Below are 19,626 nucleotides of genomic sequence, written 5' to 3'. Positions count from 1 at the left end.
CGTTCGCCGTCCTTAGAGGCTGCGCAGCACCGGGTCGTCGCTGGCAATATGGGCCTCGATGTACGGCCGTTGCCATTCGAGGAACGTTTCGTCGCTTGTGGTAAGCCCTTCACGTTGCAGTTCCGCGACAATGCTGGCGCAAATACCTTCCACAAGCTGTTGAATTTGAGTTTGTGCCGGCGCCGCCCCTTTGCCCCCTTCTCCAAATCCGGCTCCACCGAAGCATGCAGCCGAAGAGAGGCGTAGAATACTTTCCAGCTTGGGGCACACATCCGTCAGAACCGTACTCATTCGGCCGCTGAGGCGTCGGAGTGCGGCGAATCGCCACTTGTAGTATGGCATGTATCCTGCGCGGATGGGCTCGTTGATCAGAAACACCAGCGAGCAGACGTTTTCCGTGAATTCGTTTATGGTGCACCATGCGGCGGCTCCGTCATTTCGACCCAGACTGCGCGGCAGGTTGTATTGTCCGGCTTGAGCAATCATGCCAAGTCGTCGTGAAATCAGTGACAAGCGCACGTCATCGGGCATCATCTTGAAACCCTGCCGAGTCTTGGAAAAGGCGCCGAGTGGGTCCGCGAACACCTCGCCATTGGTCGCTGCGGCCAAGGTTCCCTCATCGAACAACAGCCATTCGTGAGGCTTGTCCGCCGCCGGTGCCTTGCGATAACCGGTCAGGGATTGGAAGAAGTCTCCGATGCTGAAAACGCCTACACGCCGCCCGGCCCCTTGCGTCCGGACCGTCGACGCACGCGGGCCGAAGCCCATGAATTGCTCGGGCAGCGCCTCATAGCCATGCTGAAGTTCGGCACCGATGGCCGCGTAGTCCTCTTCGGTGAGCCACAGACAAAAGCCCGGACCAAAGTCATGGTCATGCGAAAAAGCGTCATCGAAACCGTAGCATTCCGAGCCGTGGCCGACCAGACCCGCGGCGATACGTCCCTGATATTCGGGGTATCGTTGCGCTATGAGGGGTTTGCCGTACCGTTCCCAATAGGCGCGAGCGAGTTTAAGCCCCGAAATATCGTGCGGCGTCGTGCCGGTGTCTGCGTATGCGCCGGTCGCTGTTGGGGCGGTGTCCGGGGGTGCATAGGATGTGGAATTCACGGCTGAGGTATCTGTCTTTTTGCCGTTGCTTCCGGCGTTCAACGCGTCGCTCGTTGGCATTGGTTCACCGGGGCCGAAGCCAGCCTGGTCGGCTGCTTCTTCCGCTGCTTTGAGATTCGACACGGTGGTTCGGTAATAGTCGTTATCAGCGCCGTAGCATTCGGTGATTACGTCGAGGCAGTGACGGTAATTCGTCACGGCGATTGCGAATCGGCCGGTTGCAAAGCAAGCTTGTGCATATCCGGCCAGCGCCGAGGCGTAGTGTGCACTGTGCTCCAAATGACCATTACGGTAGATTTCGAGAGCTTGCCGGGCGTGCGTCATGGTTTGGTCAAGCAGGGCGTCACGCTCGGGGTTTGGGATTTGCTCTGCCGTTCCGGCTTTGCCGGCGCGTTCGATCAGCACCAGAGCCAGATTCGTATGGGTGGAGGCCACATCGATATCGCTTGCCGGGTCAACGCTTGCCGTCGTCAGAATGGACAAGGCCTGCTCGAGTTCCGTCTGCGCTTTGGCCAGATCGCCGGTTTCGCTGTAGAGCATGGAGATGTTGTTGTGCAGTGCCGCCATGCGTCGGTCGTTAGGGCTGAGGGTTTTTGCCGCCGATGCCAAGGCCTGCGTATACAACGCCTCGGCTTGGTCGTAACGTTTGGCCGCGCGCATGCCTGTGGCGGCGTTGATCAGTGTGGTGGTCCAAGCCTCGGTGCCCTCAATCCGCATCTTGAGTCCAAGTTCGAGTGCCCGTTGAATCACCCACTGGTTGTCGTCATGCCTGCCCTGCGAGCGGTAGAATCCCATCGTTTCGTTGAGTACGGTGAGTAGGCCTGCTTCATCGCCGGCTTCCTCCGCGTCTTCCATGGCTTGCAACAGGTAGGGTTCCGCCTTCGTGCCGGCCTGATGCGCCTCGAAAATCGCGTCGAGTCCGCTAAGGAACGCGTCGGTGTCGAAGGTGGCTGGCTGGTTGGTGTGCGATCCGGCCATATCCGATGCGGCGACGGATTGCTCTTTTGGCGCCTGGGTGCCGGCCTGGTCATCGGGTGCCGCTATATGCGAATGTTCGTTCTCGAACCCTTTAAGTAGTTCCCGCCCTTTGTCATCCATAGCCACCCCTTTATGCCGGATACTTCAAGTAACTACATTCAGTCTATTGCGTACCGGCGATTGGCGTTCGCGAACAGACATAAGATGTATCGCATAATCTTGCCTGTTCGAAGGGTCACGCCTGTGAACCCGGGCCCATTCTTCGGTGTAATGGGGCCATCGGGGTGTACGAAGGTAAATGACGGAAATCAAGAGTTAAACGAACAAGGTGCTTTAAACTTCAATCACTTCCATCCGCTCCAATGCGTCGGTCTGTGTCTCGAATTTCGCCGAATACCAGACCAGCAGTGCCACGGCGATAACGGCGAATGGCAACCCGCCGAGTGCGGGGAAGTGGTAGTTCATATTGGAGGCGTTGAGCGCCGCCCCTCCCACAGCCGAGCCCACGGCGTTGCCGAAGTTGAAGGCGATCTGGACGGCGGCGCCGCCTATCAGTTCGCCTCCGCCCTTACCCGCTTCGGCCAGAAGCAGCTGCTGGGGAGTGGACACGAAAAACAGCGCGAAAGCGATGATGAACGTCAGAACGGCGGTGTTCAGCCGGGAACCGGGCAGCAGGAACACAAGCATCAGACCGGCGGCGGCGACGAGCTGTCCCAAGGCCGCGGTTCCGGCGCTGCGCCAGCGGTCGGTGATGTGCCCGCCGATCAGTCCGCCGATCACCATGGCCGAACCCGCCAGCATCATCAACAGTGGCACGGTGCCCGACCGGTATCCACCCACCTGCTGCAACCAAGGTGACACATAGCTCCACCAGCAAAAGATGCCGACGTTGCCCGTGAAGGTCGCCCCGAGTATCATCCAAGGACCGGGCTTGGTCAGGAACCGGAATTGACCCGCGATGCCGGCGTCCTTTACGGGCTGGATGTAAGGAACCCAAGCCGCAACCAGGACGATGGTCAGGGCCGCTACGCCTGCGAGGATCAGAAAGGCGAGGCGCCATGAAAGATGTTCCGCCAGCAGGGTTCCCGCAGGCACCCCGAGCATGTTGGCTACGGTCTGTCCGGTGATGGTGAGGGAAACGGCCTTGGCTTGTTTGCCGGGTTCCGCAAGAGTTTTGGCGATCAGCGCTGCGGTACCGAAGAACGCGCCATGCGGCAGGCCGGCGATGAAACGTCCGATGATCAGCAATGGCGCGTTGATGGCAAGGGCGCTGAACACATCTCCCACAAGCGCTATGGCCATGAACAGGAGGACCAGTTTTTTAGGGCCGGTCTTCCGCCCGAAAACGAGCATCGTGGCGCCTATGCACACGCCGATGGCATAGGCCGAGATGAAGTTGCCGGCGGTGGGGATGCTCACGTTCATGGTGTGCGCGGCTTGTGGCAGAATGCCCATCATCACGAATTCGGCGGCCCCATACGCAAACGCCCCGCATGCCAGCGCCAGCAGACTTTTCTTCATGATTGCCAACGATAGCAACAGCCCTATAAGCCCGTTTTTCTTCCATGTCGTCGGAAGCTAATGAGATCCGCTGTCGTTGTTGGCTTCGCGAATCCGTTTTCCGGACCCGCATGGGAGACTCAGTATTGGCCGGCCCACAGTTCCTTTTTAACAACACGGTAGTAACATAGAACCGTTTTTGGCTGTTCTGAAAATGATGAAACCCCTTGAAAACCAAGGGGTTTCAGTTGGTCGGGCTGGCGAGATTTGAACTCGCGGCCTCTTCGTCCCGAACGAAGCGCGCTACCAAGCTGCGCTACAGCCCGATGAACAACATCGTTAACTATACCTCACACGGGTGGACGAGCAAGTTCTGTGTGTCGTGGTTTGAGCGAGCTTGAATGGTCGTTGCGTGTGAAAAATGGGTTGAAGTGGTATGTCTCACACTTGCCGTCGTCGGTGTATCGGCTGGTCGGTAAACTAAAAACCTATGAGCGAAACGAATGAAACCGGCGACATCCAAAACGAAGAAGGGGCTGCCGCTCCCCGAATGACCACTGTCGAGCGTGCCGAACTGCGGCTGAAGCAGGACGAGGCAATCGCGGCTCGTATCCAGGCGGGCAAGTCCTTTGACGAGGCGATAGACCCCTCGAACAAGGAGTTCGGCCCCGAAGCGAATCCCGAGCAGGTTCAGATGCGTGTGGCCAAGCGTGCACAGATGCTCAAAGACGGCATTTCGCCGTACCCGGTTGTTGTCGAGGTCACCGACACGATTCCTGCGGTGCGTGCCAAGTACGAAGGCAAGCTCGAACCGGGGCAGGAGACCGAGGACGTGGTGGCCGTCGCCGGACGTGTACTGTTCTTGCGTAATGGCGGAGGGTTGTGCTTCGTTCAGCTTGCATCGGGAGACGGCGCGACGATTCAAGGCATGATTTCCAAAAAGGAGATTGGCGCGGATTCGCTTAAATCGTTCAAGCAGTTGGTTGATTTGGGCGATCATCTTTGGCTCAAAGGCCGCGTCATCGCTTCCAAGACCGGTGAACTGTCGGTGTTCGCCAGCGAGTGGAAGATCGCTTCCAAATCGTTGCAGCCCTTGCCTGCCCTGCATAAGGAGCTGACCGAGGATATTCGCACGCGCAAGCCATACGTAGGTATGATCGCAGACGAAAACATTCGTGGCATGGTGCGTAAGCGGTCGAGGGTCGTCACCTCATTGCGTAACACGTTCGCAAAAGACGACTTCCTGGAAGTTGAGACGCCGATGTTGCAAACCGTGCACGGTGGCGCTGCCGCTCGTCCGTTCACCACCCATATGAATGCCTTTGACATTGACCTGTACCTGCGTATCGCTCCGGAACTTTTCCTCAAGCGCTGCCTGGTCGGCGGCATCGAGCGCGTCTTCGAGATCAATCGCGACTTCCGCAACGAGGGCGTCGACGGCACGCATGCTCCGGAATTCACCATGCTTGAGGCCTATCAGGCATATGGCAACTACGACACCATCGCCGCGATGACGAAGAAACTCATCCAGAACGCGGCGCTTGACGCTTTTGGTACGCTCAACGTCACCCTGCTGGACGGAACGAAGTACGATTTCGGCGGTGAGTGGAAAGAAATCTCAATGTATGAGTCGCTGTCCCAGTCGCTCGGTCAGGAGATTACGCCGCAGACGTCCGTTGAGGAGCTGGGGGCCATCGCAGACAGGCTTGGTGTGGAACGTGACGAAGTCGAGAACCACGGAAAGCTGATCGAGCATCTTTGGGAGCATTTCTATGAAGCTGACCTGGGTGCCGAAACACCGACCTTCGTGCGTGACTTCCCGGTGGAGACAAGCCCGCTGGTCAAGGCCCACCGTTCCAAGCCCGGTGTCGTCGAGAAGTGGGATCTGTATGTGCGTGGCTTCGAACTGGCCACCGGATACTCCGAACTCAACGATCCGGTGGTCCAGCGTGAGCGGTTTGTCGCGCAGGCCAAGGACGCCCTTGCCGGAGACGTCGAAGCGATGGACATCGACGAGGACTTCCTAGAGGCCCTTGGCGTGGGTATGCCTCCTGCCGGCGGCATGGGTATGGGCATCGACCGACTGTTGATCGCATTGACTGGTGCGACGATTCGCGAGACCATCACGTTCCCGCTGGTCAAGCCTTTGAATTGATGTGATGGTGCGTCTCCTAAGGCCGGTTCTGCCGCTGCGAGACGACACTTGCCCCACAAGAAGTCCAAGACATGATTTGATAAGATGGACGAGCGGATGTATAGGAGTGGAAGATGAGTAATATGTCGCTGTGGATATCAGGGTTACGACCGAAAACCTTGCCGGCTTCGATCGCGCCAGTGATAGTCGGCGTGTCGGCCGCTCTGCCAATCGTCACAGCGATCAAGGCTCCGACTGACGCGTCTTGCGCACCTGTGCAACGGCAACCCGTCGGTTGCGTGGCACCGTCTGCCGTCGCTCCGCAGGAGACCGACTGGCCTATCTTCGCGTTACTGAGCGTACTATGCGTGTTGGTGGCGCTTTTTTTGCAGATCGCGGTGAACTTCGCCAATGATTATTCCGACGGTATTCGTGGTACTGATGAGGGGCGCGGGGCAGTCGAAAAGCAGACGAGCAAACCCCAACGGATTACGGCCTCTGGACTTGTGGAGCCAGGTAAGGTGTTGTTTGCCGCTGCGATCAGCGCTGGAATTGCGTGTGTTGCGGGGTTGGGTATCGCTGCCATTACGGGCCACTGGTGGCTCATCGGCCTTGGTGCATTGTGCCTGATCGCCGGCTGGTTCTACACCGGCGGCAAGCACCCATATGGCTATGCCGGTTTCGGCGAGTTGGCGGTTTTCGTCTTCTTCGGGCTTGTGGCGGTGCTTGGCACGCAATTCGTCACCACGCTTGGAGCCATAGACCTTTGGGGTGTTATTGGTGCAATGCTCTGCGGGTTTTACTCCTGCGCAGTACTGATGGTCAATAATCTGCGTGATGTGGATGAGGACAAGGTCAACGGCAAGATCACCCTTGGTGTCCGCTTAGGTAAGAACTCGGCCAGAATTGTGCTGCTGGTCACTTACCTTGTGTGCGTGGTGGCGACGGTTGTCGTGGCTTTTGGGCCTCTTTGGCGCGTGCTGCATAGCGTTACTGGTATCGATATCATCGGTATCGGACTTGCTGTGATCGCGCTGTTACTGGCGGCTGTGGTTATCCGCTTGGCGGTTGTCTTTACCGCGGCGGTGCAGGCCGGTAACTTTGTCAAAGCCCTGCCGATGTGCAGCATGACGTTGCTGCTGTTCGCCGTGATTTTCGTGTTTGGCGAGATCGCGATTATCTTGTGAACGGATATTCCATGAGGTTTCGGAATGGTTAAGTAGAGTCTCAAGCGTACCAGTGGATCGTGCTATTTGCCTGTTTTTGTCTGACGATCGTAATATTTGTGCGATTGTTCTGCTTCGTTAAAAGGATGACGGTCGCTGTTGAACGTGGCTGTGTCAAGTATAAATTGTGTGCGTTCACATTTTACGGCCGTGCCGTCGTATTCATGGCCTAGACTGGTACTATGTCATATAGATTAGTATTGCTCCGGCACGGCCAGAGCGCATGGAATAAAACCAATCAATTCACCGGCTGGGTCGATGTTCCGCTGACCGAGCAGGGTGTTCAAGAGGCCAAGCATGGTGGTGAGCTCCTCAAAGAGAAGAACGTCCTTCCTGACATCGTCTTCACATCCCTGTTACGTCGCGCCATCAACACCGCGAACTACGCGCTGGATGAGGCTGATCGCCTGTGGATTCCGGTCAAGCGCAGCTGGCGTTTGAACGAGCGTCATTATGGCGCCCTTCAAGGCAAGGACAAGTCAGAGATCCGCGAAGAGTACGGCGACGAGAAGTTCATGCTGTGGCGTCGTTCCTATGCCACCCCGCCGCCAGAGATTGATCCCGACGACAAGTACTCACAGAACCATGATCCGCGATATGCGGGTGACCCGGTGCCCGAAGCCGAGGCTTTGGCCAACGTCGTGGCTCGCGTGGAGCCTTACTGGCAGTCCGACATCGTTCCCGAGCTCAAGAGCGGTAAGACCGTGATGATTGCCGCGCACGGCAACTCGCTTCGTGCTATCGTCAAGATGCTTGACAACCTTACCGAGGAAGAGATCGCCAAGGTCAACATCCCCACCGGCATTCCGCTGGTTTACGATCTTGATGAAGACATGAAGCCGATCAAGCCACGTGGTGAGTACCTCGACCCGGAGGCCGCCGCAGCTGGTGCCGCTGCCGTCGCAGCACAAGGTCAGTCCAAGAAGTGATAGACTGGTCGGCTCGCTAGGCTCAAGGCGTAGAAGTAACGGGACGAAACGTCTGAATGGCGTCTCGTCCCGTTACTGTATTTCATGTCGATTGCACTTTGCGATTACATTGCACCGGTGCCTATAAAGCTCGGATAGGAGGTATGCGGAGACACCTCCAGCTGCGCGCGCCTGATGTGCGCGGTGATGTACGGTCCTGGTCGGTATCGGCGCCGGAGTCCGATTCGGGTGTTCTGTATCCGATTATGGAAGGTAACAACATCGCTCACAATAGATGAAGAGCTTGGCCAGACGTCGAACTGTTTTGATCGCAGGTGGATTCAGTAATATCTCAGATCGTTGCCCTCGTCCTTTAATGACGGAATGGTTGCTGAAGGATGCGGGCAACGAAGGAGCTGTCGGCAGAAGATAGGGGGCAACGATGTTTCAGTCGTCGAGGCCTTGCGGTTCCTTGCTCGGGTCGAAGCCGGAGACGATGTATACCACTTGCCTTGCCACCGAGACGGCGTGGTCTCCCAGGCGTTCCATAAACCTCGCCAACAATACGACATCAATGAGCTGCTGCTTGGTGCCGTTCCATGAATCACTGAGCACCACGTCGAAGGTTCGATCATGCATTTCGTCAAGCTGGTTGTCGTCGCGGATGACCTCTTCCGCGGTGCCGGTGTCACGGTCCGCCAGCATGCCGGGCAAGCGGTCGGCGGTTATATCCAGAAATTCCCGCATACGTTGGAAAACGGCTCTTGTGGCCTCGTCATCAGGCAATGGGGAACTCGGCGATGTACGCAACACGGTCAAGGCGATATGCTGAGCGAGATCTCCCATGCGCTCAAGGGTGGTTGACAGCCTCTGGGTGGCCACGATCACGCGCAAATCAGTCGCCACGGGGCTTTGCTGGGCAAGGAATCGCACGCATTGGTCGATTACGCGTTTGGCGATTTCATCGATGGCTTTGTCGCCGTTGGCCACTGCTCGGGCCGTGTCCATGTCACCGTCGATCAACGCTTTTCCCGCTCCGTGCATTGCCTGACTGACCGCTTGGGTCAGATGCTCCACGTCGTCCGCCACGTCCTTGAGTTCCTGGTTGTAAATCACCCGCATGTCGGCTCCCTTGCTGTTAATAATGATTGATGGACGGCCAATGGCCGCCCGCTAATTTTCAGTCGGCTCCAAGCCGCCGATAGTCCGCGCGGTCGAAATGCTCCCAAATAAGCATAAGCACGCCGATGAAGATACCGAATCCGCAGAGTATAAGTCCTTTACCTACATGAAAACCCAAGGTGGTAAGAATTAGCAAAACCACCAGTGCGACGATCCACCAGCTGGTGATGATAAGAAATGTCTTACGCAAATCGACGCGCACAGGTTTGGGCGGCGTTTTGCATACGTCAGGGTTGATGATCGGTGCAAACTTCATATCCACAACTCTAGCCGCAAGGGTTAACCTCGCACGGATTGAAACCCGATGCCCGACGACGAGCGGAAAGGCATGCCGGTGGTTGGTGTCGTCTCGAGGTTCAACGGAACGGGAAGTCCAGGGCCGTCTGGAATCGGGGTTGAACGATGACGGACAAGCACTTCCTGCGACGGTTTGTCCGGAGAACAATACAATGCCCGTGCGGTATGTAGACGTGCTCAATGCCTGTTGAAAGGGGCACGTCTTGGACGACGACGTCTTTTAGCGAGCCGCGAACGATTCAGTGGCGACGACGTTGATTTTGACTCGACGATGCGGGGAATACCTGGGCAGGTTGAATTCTCAGCTTATTGCCAGACACGCCGGAAAGCCGTGTTGTTTTGTGGCATCCGGCGATTGCTCGGGAATTCGAGATGTCGGAAATCCTTGAATTGGGGTATCCTGACAGACGGAAAAGTGGTGATGGAAGTGTCGTGGTGCGGACTGCTCGAGTGCCTGCAGCGTTAACGCCTGTTGTGGTGTGGCTGTCCGTCGCAGCGATTGCGAAACTTTAGGAGTCAACTGTTATGAGTCGTCCAGCGCACAAAGCGCCTTTTGGGGCGAAGCGCAGGTCCAACCGAGCCACCGCACCCCGCGCGGTGCATTCCGTGCGAGCCGTGGGCAAAATTCAGGCGGAGGCTGCGGACGGGGCCGTAGTCGGTCTCAGCTCCGCGGTGATTGACAAAATCAATGAAGTCGCCCCGCCGACGAGGCGTGCCTTGCGTTTAGAGCGGGAGGGGCAGACCCGTCGTCGCTATGCGGTCGCTTCGGTCTCGTTGGCTGCGCTGGTGGCCACCACGACGCTTTCGATGACGAATTCGAATGGCAGGACCTCGTTGGCGTCCGAGCGGACGGTGACTACCTCCACCACCCTCACTCCATCTGCCGGCACTGCGGCTTCACGATCGGAAAGCCGCGCCCGTTTGAACGATGGCCCAAGCGACGGTGGCGTTGTGCGGGACGAGGGGCGATGGAGCCTGGGGGGCGCCAATTCCGCACTTGATGTCAATAAAATGTCCAAGTCCTTGGCGAACAATCCGCATGTGGCCGAGTTCATGGATATGGATGCGCAGTCCTTGCCGCAGGGGTTTGATCCCAACCATCCCACTGGTGATGTCGGCAACGCCTACGAATTCAGCCAGTGCACTTGGTGGGCCTATACGCGGCGCGTCCAATTGGGGCTTCCGGTCGGCTCCCATATGGGTAACGGAGCGGATTGGGGGGCTACCGCCCGTAAGCTTGGTTACTGGGTTGACAATGTCCCGCGACATACCGGCGATATTTTGGTTTTCGCTCCCGGGCAAAACGGTGCGCATCCCGAATACGGACATGTTGCGATCATCGAGAAGATCAACCCGGACGGATCCATAGTGACATCCGAATGCGGCGATGTCTGCCATGGAAAGACATATTCCAAGACCTATACGGCCGCACAGGCGGCCGAGCATGAAATCATCCATTACTGAAGACGGCAGGCGAGATGACGGGGCTGCTTCATTAAGGGATGAAAGCTGTACCGGATAAGTGTATCCCAGGTCGTGAAAGTTTTGTATCAGCCAATTGGTAGCATGGAGGAATGATGAAAGCCAAGAAGTCCTGTGCAACTTTGATTGCTACGGCCCTGTTGGGTACCGCCTCCTTTGCTGTGCTTCCCGTTTCGTTCGCCGATACGGCGAATCAGCCGATGACCTCATCGCGTTCCTTCCGCAAGATGAACACCGTGCGAAAAGACTTCATGCGCGAATCTATCTCCAGCAATGTTGATTCCAACTCGAACTGGGGTGGCATCGAGAGCCTGAATGTTCCCCAGACCCAGTCTCAGGCGGAAAAAGACGCGGAGAAAGCTGCGGCAAAAGCTGCTCAGGATGCCGCCGATGCCGCAGCTTCGCGCAATTCCTCTCGAGAGCAACTAAAAAAGGTCGAGAATTACACGATTACGCCGCCTGATGCCAAGACTGCGGATGCGCTGGTCAAGTTCTCTCTGCAATTCCAAGGCTATCCGTATGTCTATGGTGGCAATACGCCTGCAGGTTGGGATTGCTCAGGGTTTGTGCAGTACGTTTTCAGCCAATTTGGGATTTCTTTGCCACGTACTTCCGGAGAGCAGGCGAAAGTCGGCAAGGCTGTGCAGGATTTGAGCTACGCCGTACCGGGAGACATCATCGCCAATGGCAGCCACGCCGCGATATACATTGGCAACGGCATGGTCATGAATGCCATGACGCCGGAGTCAGGCACCGGAACCACGTCCCTGAAGAGCGTGTTCCCCGGTGCGTACTCAATTCGTCGTGTGATGTAGTTCGTCGGTGGATTTTCGTGCTTATGTCCGTCTGGTGCGTTTGACCGTCGGGCGTGTTTTCCGTCGTTGAGTGAAGATTGCCCAATCCGTCCCCGTTGCTGAGGTATCCTTGGAGATATCAGTATCGCACGATGCGTGCAGAAGGAGGCAATCATGAGCAACGACAAAGTGATTCTGGTCGGTGTGGACGGTTCTCAAGCCAGTTATAAGGCAACGTGGTGGGCGGCGAACTATGCCAAGCACGCGGGTTTGATGTTGCAAATCGTTTGTGCGTACTCACTGCCGAGCTATGCCGCGGTTTCGTTTGATTCCACGTATACATCCATGGGCGACGACAACGCAGCTCACATTGATGCGCAGGAGATTCTCGCCAAGGCCAAAGCCATCGCCAATGAGCAGGGCGTCGAGGCGCAAACGCTGATCGTCACTGGTGATCCATCGTCCGTGTTCGTTGAACTTTCGCGCAATTACAATCTCATTGTCATCGGAAACCGTGGCAAGGGTGGGCTTGCGGAGCGTTTGCTCGGAACGACAAGCTCTTCGCTGCCCGCATACGCCTACTGTCCGATTATCGTGGTGCCTTACACCGACGATAACGGTAAAGCCATGCACCTGAATAACACCATCAAGAAAGTCGCTGTCGGCACTGACTCGAGTCCTTGGGGTCTCAAGGCTCTCCAAATGGCCGCGGATCTGGCTTCGGACAATGGCGCCGAGCTTGATGTGATCGACGCCGTTCCTGGTTTGCAGGGCGTGGGGCAGGAGGACGGCGTCTACGAATCCTATATGGAGGATTTGGAAGAGGTGCTCGCTCCCACCCGTCAGGCGCATCCGGATCTGAAAATCGCCAAAACGATTGTGCCTGAATCGTCGGTCAGTGCGCTGACCAAAGCCAGCCTCGACCATGATCTGGTTGTCGTCGGGTCGCGTGGCAGGGGAGGATTCACCGGTCTTCTGGTGGGGTCGACTAGCCAGGGGCTTTTGCAACACGCCGCCGGCCCGGTTTTCGTGGTGCCTCGCAAGTTCGTTGAGGCTGAGAAGTCAAGTTCTGCGGGCAACGTTGATTCCGTCAGTGGTGTTAAAAGGGTTTCCGTTGAGGCCTTGGACAGCGAAGAGGTTAAAGCACTTGAATCTTCGATTGATTCCCAGGCGTAGGTTTCTGCCTTCGGATTGTTGATTGCAATTCGGTTTTGGTGTCCGTCTTCTCGAAACGGGGAGGGCGGACATCGTCGTTTTATGAACGGTTAGTCTGATGCAAACGCCGATGGGGGGGGGTCGTTATGCGATTTGCGCACAGGGAGGGGTGAGTAGGCGGTACTCCAACAAGCCCCTGTTGAAAAGATCCAAGTAGGGGCTTATCGGAATACCGTATATCTTCTCATTGATGCACGGCGAGCAGAAGACGTACGAATCAGTGAAAAGCCAGTCGGATTATTTGGTGATGACCTTGACTTTCATGGTCACCGGAGTGGCCACTTCGTAGGTATGCTTGACCGTGCAGGACTTTTCGATATGACGTTCGACGCGATCTTTGAGCTTCTCCGCGTCGTCGCCGTGGATTCCGGCGCTCTGTGCGTCCACGACCACCTGTTCGCGGAAGGCGGTATAGCCGTCGGTGGCCTCGTCGTAGTCGCCGTCCACCGTGATGCGAGCCCCCTTGCCTTCTCCAAGCGCGTTTTCGATGGGGAACTGACTGGAAAGTGCGGCGCAACCGGCCAGTGCCACTTTCATCAGGTCGCCGGGGTTGAACAGACCCTTGCCGTGGCCGAACTTGATGTGTGCGCCATCGTCGCTGTATGCATCCCATGAACCGTCTTCATTGCGTTCGACCCATAGTTTCTTGGCCATGCCATGTCTCCTGTCTGCGTATCGTTTTCCGCACCATTCCGGGTGCAGTATTCCTAGACTATCCCCAAACCTGATGAAATGTCTACCTCCTACAGCGTAAACCGCCTCCATGTGGCCGGTAATCTGCCGGCATGGACGCAGTGACGGTTTTTGCGGGTTGGGAGACAGCAATCGACCAAGGCTTAATCGTCGTGAAGACCTCCGGATAATCGATAGAGGGTTCTACCGCGTTTTGCGAGCGAAGGTAGGGCTTTCATGCGACGAGGAACGACTAATTCGCAGATGGTGCCGAGGTTTGCCGCCCACCCTGCTTGTTAGAATCGATGCTCATGCTTACCAATGATCACCTTGCCGATATCCGACGGCGTATTCCTCAGCGTCCGCGAACCGACGTTCCCACCCCCTATGAGGACCTGGTGCGCAGAATTCTCTCCGAGGGCACGCTCAAAACAGACCGTACTGGCACCGGCACCATTTCGCTGTTCGGACAGCAGATGCGTTTTGACTTGGCTCAGGGTTTTCCTCTTCTGACCACTAAAACCGTCTATTTCAAAGGAATCGCCTATGAGTTGCTCTGGTTCCTTAAAGGGTCAAGCAATGTGCGTTGGCTACAGGAAAACAACGTGCACATCTGGGATGAGTGGGCTGACGAAAACGGCGATCTAGGGCCGGTGTACGGGGTGCAGTGGCGCAGTTGGCCGGCACCGACCGCCGATGATCCGCATCGTACCATCGACCAGATTGCCAATGTACTGAATCTGATCAAGACCCATCCGGACTCGCGGCGCATGATCGTGACGGCTTGGAATCCTGCCGAAGTCGATCAGATGGCGCTGCCTCCGTGCCATGCGCTTTTCCAGTTCTATGTGGCCGATGGCCGTCTGTCGTGCCAGCTTTACCAACGTTCCTGTGATATGTTCCTCGGCGTGCCCTTCAACATTGCCTCATACTCGCTGTTGACCTTGATGATGGCGCAACAGGCGGGGCTTGAACCGGGGGAGTTTGTGTGGACCGGAGGAGATTGTCATGTCTATGACAATCATATTGAGCAGGTGCTGACCCAGCTTGGCCGCGAACCGTACCCATACCCGACAATGCGGATAGAGAAGGCCGATTCCATCTTTCGACTATCGGTATGAGGATTTCCATGTCGTGGATTATCGGCATCATCCAGCGATTAAGGCGCCTGTGGCGGTGTGAGATGCGGGCTCGCGTTGTTAGTCGTGGTCGGCGGGCGCAATGTGTGGCTTGCGCCACATGCAGATCGCGCGGCGGGTTGCCTGTGCGCAAACCGTCTTAAGTGAATTATAGAATGAGGTCTTATCACCTACAAGGAGTAAATGAAATGGAGCATGACAGTAATAGCCGTAGTGGCTATCACGAACTCAAGCCCGGTGCGGCCGGGCGTGTGGATGAGAGCGAGGATTGGGGCGATGACGAAGTCAAAACGTTCTCGGTGAATTGCATTTGGGCTTGTGCCTCCGACGAGGAAGGCCGGCCTGGCGCGATAGGCTTCGAAGGCGGGATGCCTTGGCACCTGGCTGAGGATATGCGCCGCTTCAAGGAACTGACCGTTTCCCATCCGGTCATTATGGGCCGCAAGACCTGGCAGTCGTTGAACCCGGAATTTCGCCCGCTCTCCAACCGCGACAATATCGTCGTCTCGCGTGACCCGAATTTCCGTGCCACAGGAGCCACGGTGGTCGACAGCATCGAGGACGCGTTGGGCTTGGCGCGTCAGGAAGCCATACCCGACGATGGCATTGACCGCAGCGAGATCTGGATTATCGGCGGGGCGCAGATTTTCCAAGTCGCTTTGCCGTTCGCGAATAGGGCGTACGTCACGTATCTCCGGACTCGCGTGCAGACCGATACGTATGCGCCTGATATGCAATCCCTCGAACGGCAAGGCGCGTGGAGCGTCGAGGACGCGGGACAGTGGCTCAAGCCCGCCGCAGATCAAAGCGGCATCGAGGCGTATCGTTTCGTCACGTACCGTAAGAACTCCTGAGTCGGCCTGTAGGCCTGGCTCTGAATGTGAGGTTTAACCATGTCACAACACCCGTATACCGTCATGACCGTGTGCACTGGCAATATCTGCCGGTCTCCGATGGCGGAAATCATCCTGCGAGCCAACTTTGAAGAGCGTGGCTTGGGCGATCAGGTTCGTGTCATATCCAGTGGCGTGAGCGACGAGGAATACGGGCATCCGATTGATCCGCGGGCTGTGCGCGTGTTGCGTGGGAGGGGCTATGAGATTCCGTCCCATCATTTTGCGCACCGTATCACCGCTGACGAGATCGACGAAAGCGATCTTTTCCTGCCGATGACCGCCTCGCATATGCATAGTTTGTTGCGTCTGCTGCCAGCCGGGAAACGCGCTGAAGCGCATCTGTATCGCAGTTTCGACCCAAACCTGCCTCAACCTGCGCCTGGGCATGAAAGCGATATTGACCTGGTCGATCCGTGGTACGGCGGTCCGCGCGACTTCGAGGTTGCCATTGACCAAATCGACGGTGTGGCTCCCTACATCGTGGATTGGGTCGCTGAACGCCTATAGGACATCAGTTCTTGCCGGCCTGCCGGTTCAGGCGCCACCTGACGGTTCCTGTCCAGCTCCAAGGGGCGTGCGTCCATCCCGCTTCTTGCCGGGTTATTGTTTTCGGTCGGTGTCACTCATGGTTACGTGGTTCTATCGCCGTGGTTTCGGGTTGCGGTCCGGTTAAGGCTTCCGGTGATTGTCCGTCTGGCGTTGCGCTCTTCTGGCTGTATGGAGCGACGGTTACGTGTGTCAACCGTGGTGAAGCACCATATATCGACAATTCCGGTATTTTTAGTAAAACGTAGCGAAAAGCGCAATTCGACAAAAAGGTATAAAAAGATGTAATATTAAAGAGTCTAATGTACGAGCGTAGAAAGGACCCTAACATGGACATCAAGAACGAAGCTACGAAGCTTGCTCACAAGATCGAAGACGGTGCACAGAAGGCTGCGGATTCCGCAACCGAAGCTGCTCACAACTTGGCGGACAAGGCGGCGGATGCGGCCAGCTCAATGAAGGACAACGCGCAGGATGCCGCTGACAAGGTCGGCGACAAGGGCAAGGAAGCTGCTGATAAGGCCAGTGAAAAGGGTAAGGAAGCTGCTGACAAAGCCAAGGAGACAGTGGATCAGGCGAAGAACTAGTTCCATTGTTTACATGGTCATCTAGAGCGGTCGTAGAGTCCGAATAAGGCTCGATAAACGACGGATCCGGTCGGGGTGCACTCACTTCAAAGTTGGGTGCCGCGGCCGGATCGTTGTTTTTATATATGGGTGGTGGGTCCCACGATGCAACGCTCGAATCGGCTGTAAAATTGAGCGTGTGCCACTCTGACGGCCTGCTTTTCCTCGGTCCGTCAATATCTGTTTTTTGCATCTGGTTGGGTTCGTTGGTTGCGCTTTGTCGCACGGCTGATGGTTCATCGATGAGGCTGGCAACATCCGGTTAATAATCCGACGGTCTGTGGTATCCTAATAGTACCTACCGTTCGGTAACTGTGGGCGGATTTCGCAAGGAAGCCGCCTGTAGATGACCTGGCGGGAGCACACCAATAGTGTGCGTTGTGCCAACGCCTGCGGCATCGAAGTCGATATCAGTGCGAGGCGACCAAAAACGAAAGGATGTACGATGAGCGAGCAGAATTCGGAGCGGAAGGCGACGTTGCCGCAAGCGAAGGACCTGAGCGTTGAGGAGCAGTCCGCTCTGACCAGTGGCACCAATCCTTGGAGCATTGGCCGGGTCGAGGGGAAGGGGCTTCCCAATTACACCATTACCGACGGGCCCCACGGATTGCGCAAAGCCCGCGATCTTGACGGGATGGATGTCGATGCTGCCGTTCCCGCCACCTGTTTCCCGCCAGCAGCCGGCATGTCCAGCAGCTGGAATCCGGAACTGATTAAGAAGACCGGTGAGGCGATGGGTGAGGAGTGTGTCCAGGAACAGGTCGCCGTCATCCTTGGACCCGGTGTGAACATCAAGCGCAATCCGCTCGGCGGGCGTTGCTTCGAATTCTGGAGCGAAGACCCGTACCTTGCGGGCCATGAGGCCATCGGCGAGGTTGAAGGTATCCAGTCGAAAGGCATCGGCACGTCGCTGAAGCATTTCGCCGCGAACAACCAGGAGACTGACCGTCTGCGCGTCAACGCACGTATTTCCGAGCGCGCGATGCGTGAAATCTATCTGCCCGCCTTCGAACACATCATCAAGAACGCCCAACCTTGGACCGTGATGTGCTCCTACAACCGCATCAACGGCGAATATGCCTCCCAAAACAGCTGGCTGCTTACGGACGTGCTGCGCAAGGAGTGGGGATTCAAGGGCATCGTCATGTCCGACTGGGGCGCCGTGCATGATCGCGCGGCCGCTCTGAATGCGGGCCTGAACCTCGAAATGCCGCCGACCCATACGGACGACAAAATCGTGCAGGCCGTGCGTGATGGACAGGTCAAGCCCGAACAGCTTGAGGCCATGTCCCAAGGCATGATTGATCTGGTCGCGAAAACTCAGCCCGCCATGGAGAAGGGCGCTGCCGGCTATCGTTACGATGTCGACGAGCACGACGAAATCGCGCGTGAGGCAGCCCGCGAGGCAATGGTGCTGCTCAAAAACGAGGACGGGCTACTGCCCGTCAAACCCGGCACCAAGCTCGCCGTCATCGGCGAGTTTGCCCGTACGCCGCGTTACCAGGGCGCAGGATCCTCGCTGATCAACCCCAACAAGCTCACCAGCTTCCTTGACGCGCTGAAGGACCGTGGCGTGGAAGCCGAGTTCGCACCCGGCTTCACGCTCGACGGTGACGAGCAGAGCCAGGAGCTCACCGATGAGGCCGTGAACGCCGCTGAATCCGCAGACACAGTGCTGCTGTTCATCGGACTTCCCGCCGAAGCCGAATCCGAAGGCTTCGACCGCACCACGCTCGATATCCCTGCCAAGCAGATCGAGGTGCTCAAAGCCGTGTCCGCGGTCAACAAGAACGTGGTGGTCATTCTTTCCAACGGCTCGGTCGTTTCCATGCCTTGGGCAGACCAAGCCAAGTCCATTCTCGAATGCTGGCTGCTCGGGCAGGCCGGTGGCGCCGCGACGGCCGACGTGGTCTTCGGAGACGTGAACCCGTCCGGCAAACTCGCCCAGACCATCGTCAACAATCTCGACGATGATCCGTCCATGCTCAACTGGCCGGGTGAGGAAGGCCATGTGGATTACGGCGAGGGCGTATTCGTCGGCTACCGTTATTACGACTCGTTCCACAAGGCGGTCACTTATCCGTTCGGCTATGGCCTGAGTTACACCACATTCGATATTTCAGAAGTCAATGCACAGAAGTCCGGCCCGCAGTCGGTTCACGTCACCGCCATGGTGACCAACACCGGCTCGATGGCCGGCGCCGAGGTGGTGCAGGTATATGTGGCTCCGCCGGCATGCAGGGTGGATCGACCGGTGCACGAGCTTAAGGCCTTCAAGAAGGTCTTCCTGGAGCCCGGCCAGTCCCAGGAGGTCAGCTTCGACCTCGATTCCAGGGCGTTCGCATACTGGTCCGAGCGGTTCGAGGATTGGAAGGTCGAGGGTGGCTCATACGGCATCGAGGTCGGTGATTCATCGCGTAGCATCGCACAGACCGTACCGGTTCAGCTCGATGACGACGGCAAGCGCATGAAACTGACCAAGTGGTCCACATATGGCGAGTGGAGGGAAGACCCCGACGGCAACAAGATCCTTGACAAAGTCATCTCCGAGCTTGAGGCGAAGTACGGGCACGCCATCATTCCTGACAGCCAGCTGATCATCATGTTCCTCAAGTCGGCGCCGCTGGGTGGTATGTCGATGGTGCTAGGGGCGAACGAGGCTCAGGATATTTGTGAGCGCGCGCTCGCCGAATACGCCAAGATTGGGCGCTAGCATCGTCTGATGCGACTCGAGGAGTTGAGTCGCATCAGTTTTTATGGCCCGTCATGCGTCGTTCATTGCATGATGGGCCATCGCCTTTTGGATGGTGGGCGAACAAGACCGGCTGCAATGGGGCGAGGTTGGTAGAAGCGGACCATCGAACAGGTTCCCTGGCGAAATGAACGGTTGTGGATCGCCGTTTTTGGTGATAGGATACTTGGGT

The 19,626-nt window shown here is 57.0% G+C and carries 15 protein-coding genes, 1 tRNA gene and 1 pseudogene; 11 read left to right on the top strand and 6 right to left on the bottom strand.

Annotated features, from left to right (window positions below; genetic code table 11):
• Positions 1-12: 12 nt before the first annotated feature.
• The 3 genes from BBOH_RS03985 to BBOH_RS03975 all read right to left on the bottom strand — a co-directional run bounded on the left by BBOH_RS03985 (position 13) and on the right by BBOH_RS03975 (position 3,911).
• Positions 13-2,085 carry a DUF4037 domain-containing protein gene (locus tag BBOH_RS03985; protein ID WP_420305084.1) on the bottom strand — a complete coding sequence of 691 codons (2,073 nt, stop codon included), beginning with the start codon at positions 2,083-2,085 and terminating at the stop codon, positions 13-15.
• Positions 2,086-2,418: 333 nt separating this feature from the next.
• Positions 2,419-3,606 (bottom strand): MFS transporter, encoded by a 1,188-nt coding sequence (locus BBOH_RS03980; RefSeq protein WP_033521835.1) that lies wholly within the window; start codon positions 3,604-3,606, stop codon positions 2,419-2,421.
• Between the two features lie 228 nt (positions 3,607-3,834).
• Positions 3,835-3,911, bottom strand: a tRNA-Pro gene (locus BBOH_RS03975).
• Between the two features lie 164 nt (positions 3,912-4,075).
• Between BBOH_RS03975 and lysS the strand changes: the two genes are divergently transcribed.
• The 3 genes from lysS (at position 4,076) to BBOH_RS03960 (ending at position 7,874) form a co-directional block, all read left to right on the top strand.
• Complete coding sequence (gene lysS, locus BBOH_RS03970; RefSeq protein WP_033521787.1) at positions 4,076-5,740, top strand: lysine--tRNA ligase; 1,665 nt, start codon at positions 4,076-4,078, stop codon at positions 5,738-5,740.
• A 113-nt stretch (positions 5,741-5,853) separates the two neighbouring features.
• The gene (menA, locus tag BBOH_RS03965; RefSeq protein ID WP_033521789.1) at positions 5,854-6,906 is read left to right on the top strand and encodes a 1,4-dihydroxy-2-naphthoate octaprenyltransferase; all 1,053 of its coding nucleotides are present in this window, start codon (positions 5,854-5,856) and stop codon (positions 6,904-6,906) included.
• 221 nt (positions 6,907-7,127) lie between these two features.
• Complete coding sequence (locus tag BBOH_RS03960) at positions 7,128-7,874, top strand: phosphoglyceromutase (protein WP_033521791.1); 747 nt, start codon at positions 7,128-7,130, stop codon at positions 7,872-7,874.
• A gap of 426 nt (positions 7,875-8,300) precedes the next feature.
• Here BBOH_RS03960 and phoU read toward each other — a convergent pair whose 3' ends face one another.
• Both phoU and BBOH_RS03950 read right to left on the bottom strand, forming a co-directional pair.
• Positions 8,301-8,975 carry a phosphate signaling complex protein PhoU gene (phoU, locus tag BBOH_RS03955; RefSeq protein WP_033521793.1) on the bottom strand — a complete coding sequence of 225 codons (675 nt, stop codon included), beginning with the start codon at positions 8,973-8,975 and terminating at the stop codon, positions 8,301-8,303.
• A 58-nt stretch (positions 8,976-9,033) separates the two neighbouring features.
• On the bottom strand, positions 9,034-9,291 hold the full coding sequence (locus BBOH_RS03950; protein WP_033521795.1) for a hypothetical protein: 258 nt from the start codon (positions 9,289-9,291) through the stop codon (positions 9,034-9,036).
• Between the two features lie 566 nt (positions 9,292-9,857).
• Between BBOH_RS03950 and BBOH_RS03945 the strand changes: the two genes are divergently transcribed.
• The 3 genes from BBOH_RS03945 (at position 9,858) to BBOH_RS03935 (ending at position 12,784) form a co-directional block, all read left to right on the top strand.
• Positions 9,858-10,796 carry a CHAP domain-containing protein gene (locus BBOH_RS03945; RefSeq protein ID WP_033521797.1) on the top strand — a complete coding sequence of 313 codons (939 nt, stop codon included), beginning with the start codon at positions 9,858-9,860 and terminating at the stop codon, positions 10,794-10,796.
• A 110-nt stretch (positions 10,797-10,906) separates the two neighbouring features.
• On the top strand, positions 10,907-11,629 hold the full coding sequence (locus tag BBOH_RS03940; protein WP_033521799.1) for a C40 family peptidase: 723 nt from the start codon (positions 10,907-10,909) through the stop codon (positions 11,627-11,629).
• Positions 11,630-11,782: 153 nt separating this feature from the next.
• Positions 11,783-12,784 carry a universal stress protein gene (locus tag BBOH_RS03935; protein ID WP_033521801.1) on the top strand — a complete coding sequence of 334 codons (1,002 nt, stop codon included), beginning with the start codon at positions 11,783-11,785 and terminating at the stop codon, positions 12,782-12,784.
• Between the two features lie 276 nt (positions 12,785-13,060).
• On the opposite strand, the gene BBOH_RS03930 is transcribed toward BBOH_RS03935, so the two are convergent.
• On the bottom strand, positions 13,061-13,477 hold the full coding sequence (locus BBOH_RS03930) for an OsmC family protein (RefSeq protein ID WP_033521803.1): 417 nt from the start codon (positions 13,475-13,477) through the stop codon (positions 13,061-13,063).
• A gap of 329 nt (positions 13,478-13,806) precedes the next feature.
• Between BBOH_RS03930 and BBOH_RS03925 the strand changes: the two are divergent.
• The 5 genes and pseudogenes from BBOH_RS03925 (at position 13,807) to BBOH_RS03905 (ending at position 19,415) form a co-directional block, all read left to right on the top strand.
• A pseudogene (locus BBOH_RS03925) lies at positions 13,807-14,677 on the top strand (thymidylate synthase).
• Positions 14,678-14,822: 145 nt separating this feature from the next.
• Complete coding sequence (locus BBOH_RS03920; protein WP_033521807.1) at positions 14,823-15,488, top strand: dihydrofolate reductase; 666 nt, start codon at positions 14,823-14,825, stop codon at positions 15,486-15,488.
• A gap of 39 nt (positions 15,489-15,527) precedes the next feature.
• Complete coding sequence (locus BBOH_RS03915; protein WP_033521809.1) at positions 15,528-16,037, top strand: low molecular weight protein-tyrosine-phosphatase; 510 nt, start codon at positions 15,528-15,530, stop codon at positions 16,035-16,037.
• Positions 16,038-16,405: 368 nt separating this feature from the next.
• Positions 16,406-16,663 (top strand): hypothetical protein, encoded by a 258-nt coding sequence (locus tag BBOH_RS03910; protein WP_033521811.1) that lies wholly within the window; start codon positions 16,406-16,408, stop codon positions 16,661-16,663.
• Positions 16,664-17,147: 484 nt separating this feature from the next.
• A complete protein-coding gene (locus BBOH_RS03905; RefSeq protein WP_033521813.1) occupies positions 17,148-19,415 on the top strand; it encodes an exo-alpha-(1->6)-L-arabinopyranosidase in 2,268 nt (755 codons plus the stop codon).
• Positions 19,416-19,626: the final 211 nt, after the last annotated feature.

The organism is Bifidobacterium bohemicum DSM 22767, assembly GCF_000741525.1.
Lineage (GTDB): Bacteria > Actinomycetota > Actinomycetes > Actinomycetales > Bifidobacteriaceae > Bifidobacterium > Bifidobacterium bohemicum.
The sequence above is the reverse complement of the archived record's forward strand: the minus strand, read 5'-3'. Positions and strand labels throughout refer to the sequence as shown.

Excerpts from the sequence above, each read along its gene's own strand:
- BBOH_RS03950 (WP_033521795.1), bottom strand. The coding sequence starts at position 9,291 with ATGAAGTTTGCACCGATCATCAACCCTGACGTATGCAAAACGCCGCCC.
- BBOH_RS03945 (WP_033521797.1), top strand. The coding sequence starts at position 9,858 with ATGAGTCGTCCAGCGCACAAAGCGCCTTTTGGGGCGAAGCGCAGGTCC.
- BBOH_RS03960 (WP_033521791.1), top strand. The coding sequence starts at position 7,128 with ATGTCATATAGATTAGTATTGCTCCGGCACGGCCAGAGCGCATGGAAT.
- BBOH_RS03935 (WP_033521801.1), top strand. The coding sequence starts at position 11,783 with ATGAGCAACGACAAAGTGATTCTGGTCGGTGTGGACGGTTCTCAAGCC.
- BBOH_RS03985 (WP_420305084.1), bottom strand. The coding sequence starts at position 2,085 with ATGGCCGGATCGCACACCAACCAGCCAGCCACCTTCGACACCGACGCG.
- BBOH_RS03905 (WP_033521813.1), top strand. The coding sequence starts at position 17,148 with ATGAGCGAGCAGAATTCGGAGCGGAAGGCGACGTTGCCGCAAGCGAAG.
- phoU (WP_033521793.1), bottom strand. The coding sequence starts at position 8,975 with ATGCGGGTGATTTACAACCAGGAACTCAAGGACGTGGCGGACGACGTG.
- menA (WP_033521789.1), top strand. The coding sequence starts at position 5,854 with ATGAGTAATATGTCGCTGTGGATATCAGGGTTACGACCGAAAACCTTG.
- BBOH_RS03920 (WP_033521807.1), top strand. The coding sequence starts at position 14,823 with ATGGAGCATGACAGTAATAGCCGTAGTGGCTATCACGAACTCAAGCCC.
- BBOH_RS03930 (WP_033521803.1), bottom strand. The coding sequence starts at position 13,477 with ATGGCCAAGAAACTATGGGTCGAACGCAATGAAGACGGTTCATGGGAT.
- BBOH_RS03940 (WP_033521799.1), top strand. The coding sequence starts at position 10,907 with ATGATGAAAGCCAAGAAGTCCTGTGCAACTTTGATTGCTACGGCCCTG.
- BBOH_RS03980 (WP_033521835.1), bottom strand. The coding sequence starts at position 3,606 with ATGAAGAAAAGTCTGCTGGCGCTGGCATGCGGGGCGTTTGCGTATGGG.
- lysS (WP_033521787.1), top strand. The coding sequence starts at position 4,076 with ATGAGCGAAACGAATGAAACCGGCGACATCCAAAACGAAGAAGGGGCT.
- BBOH_RS03915 (WP_033521809.1), top strand. The coding sequence starts at position 15,528 with ATGTCACAACACCCGTATACCGTCATGACCGTGTGCACTGGCAATATC.
- BBOH_RS03910 (WP_033521811.1), top strand. The coding sequence starts at position 16,406 with ATGGACATCAAGAACGAAGCTACGAAGCTTGCTCACAAGATCGAAGAC.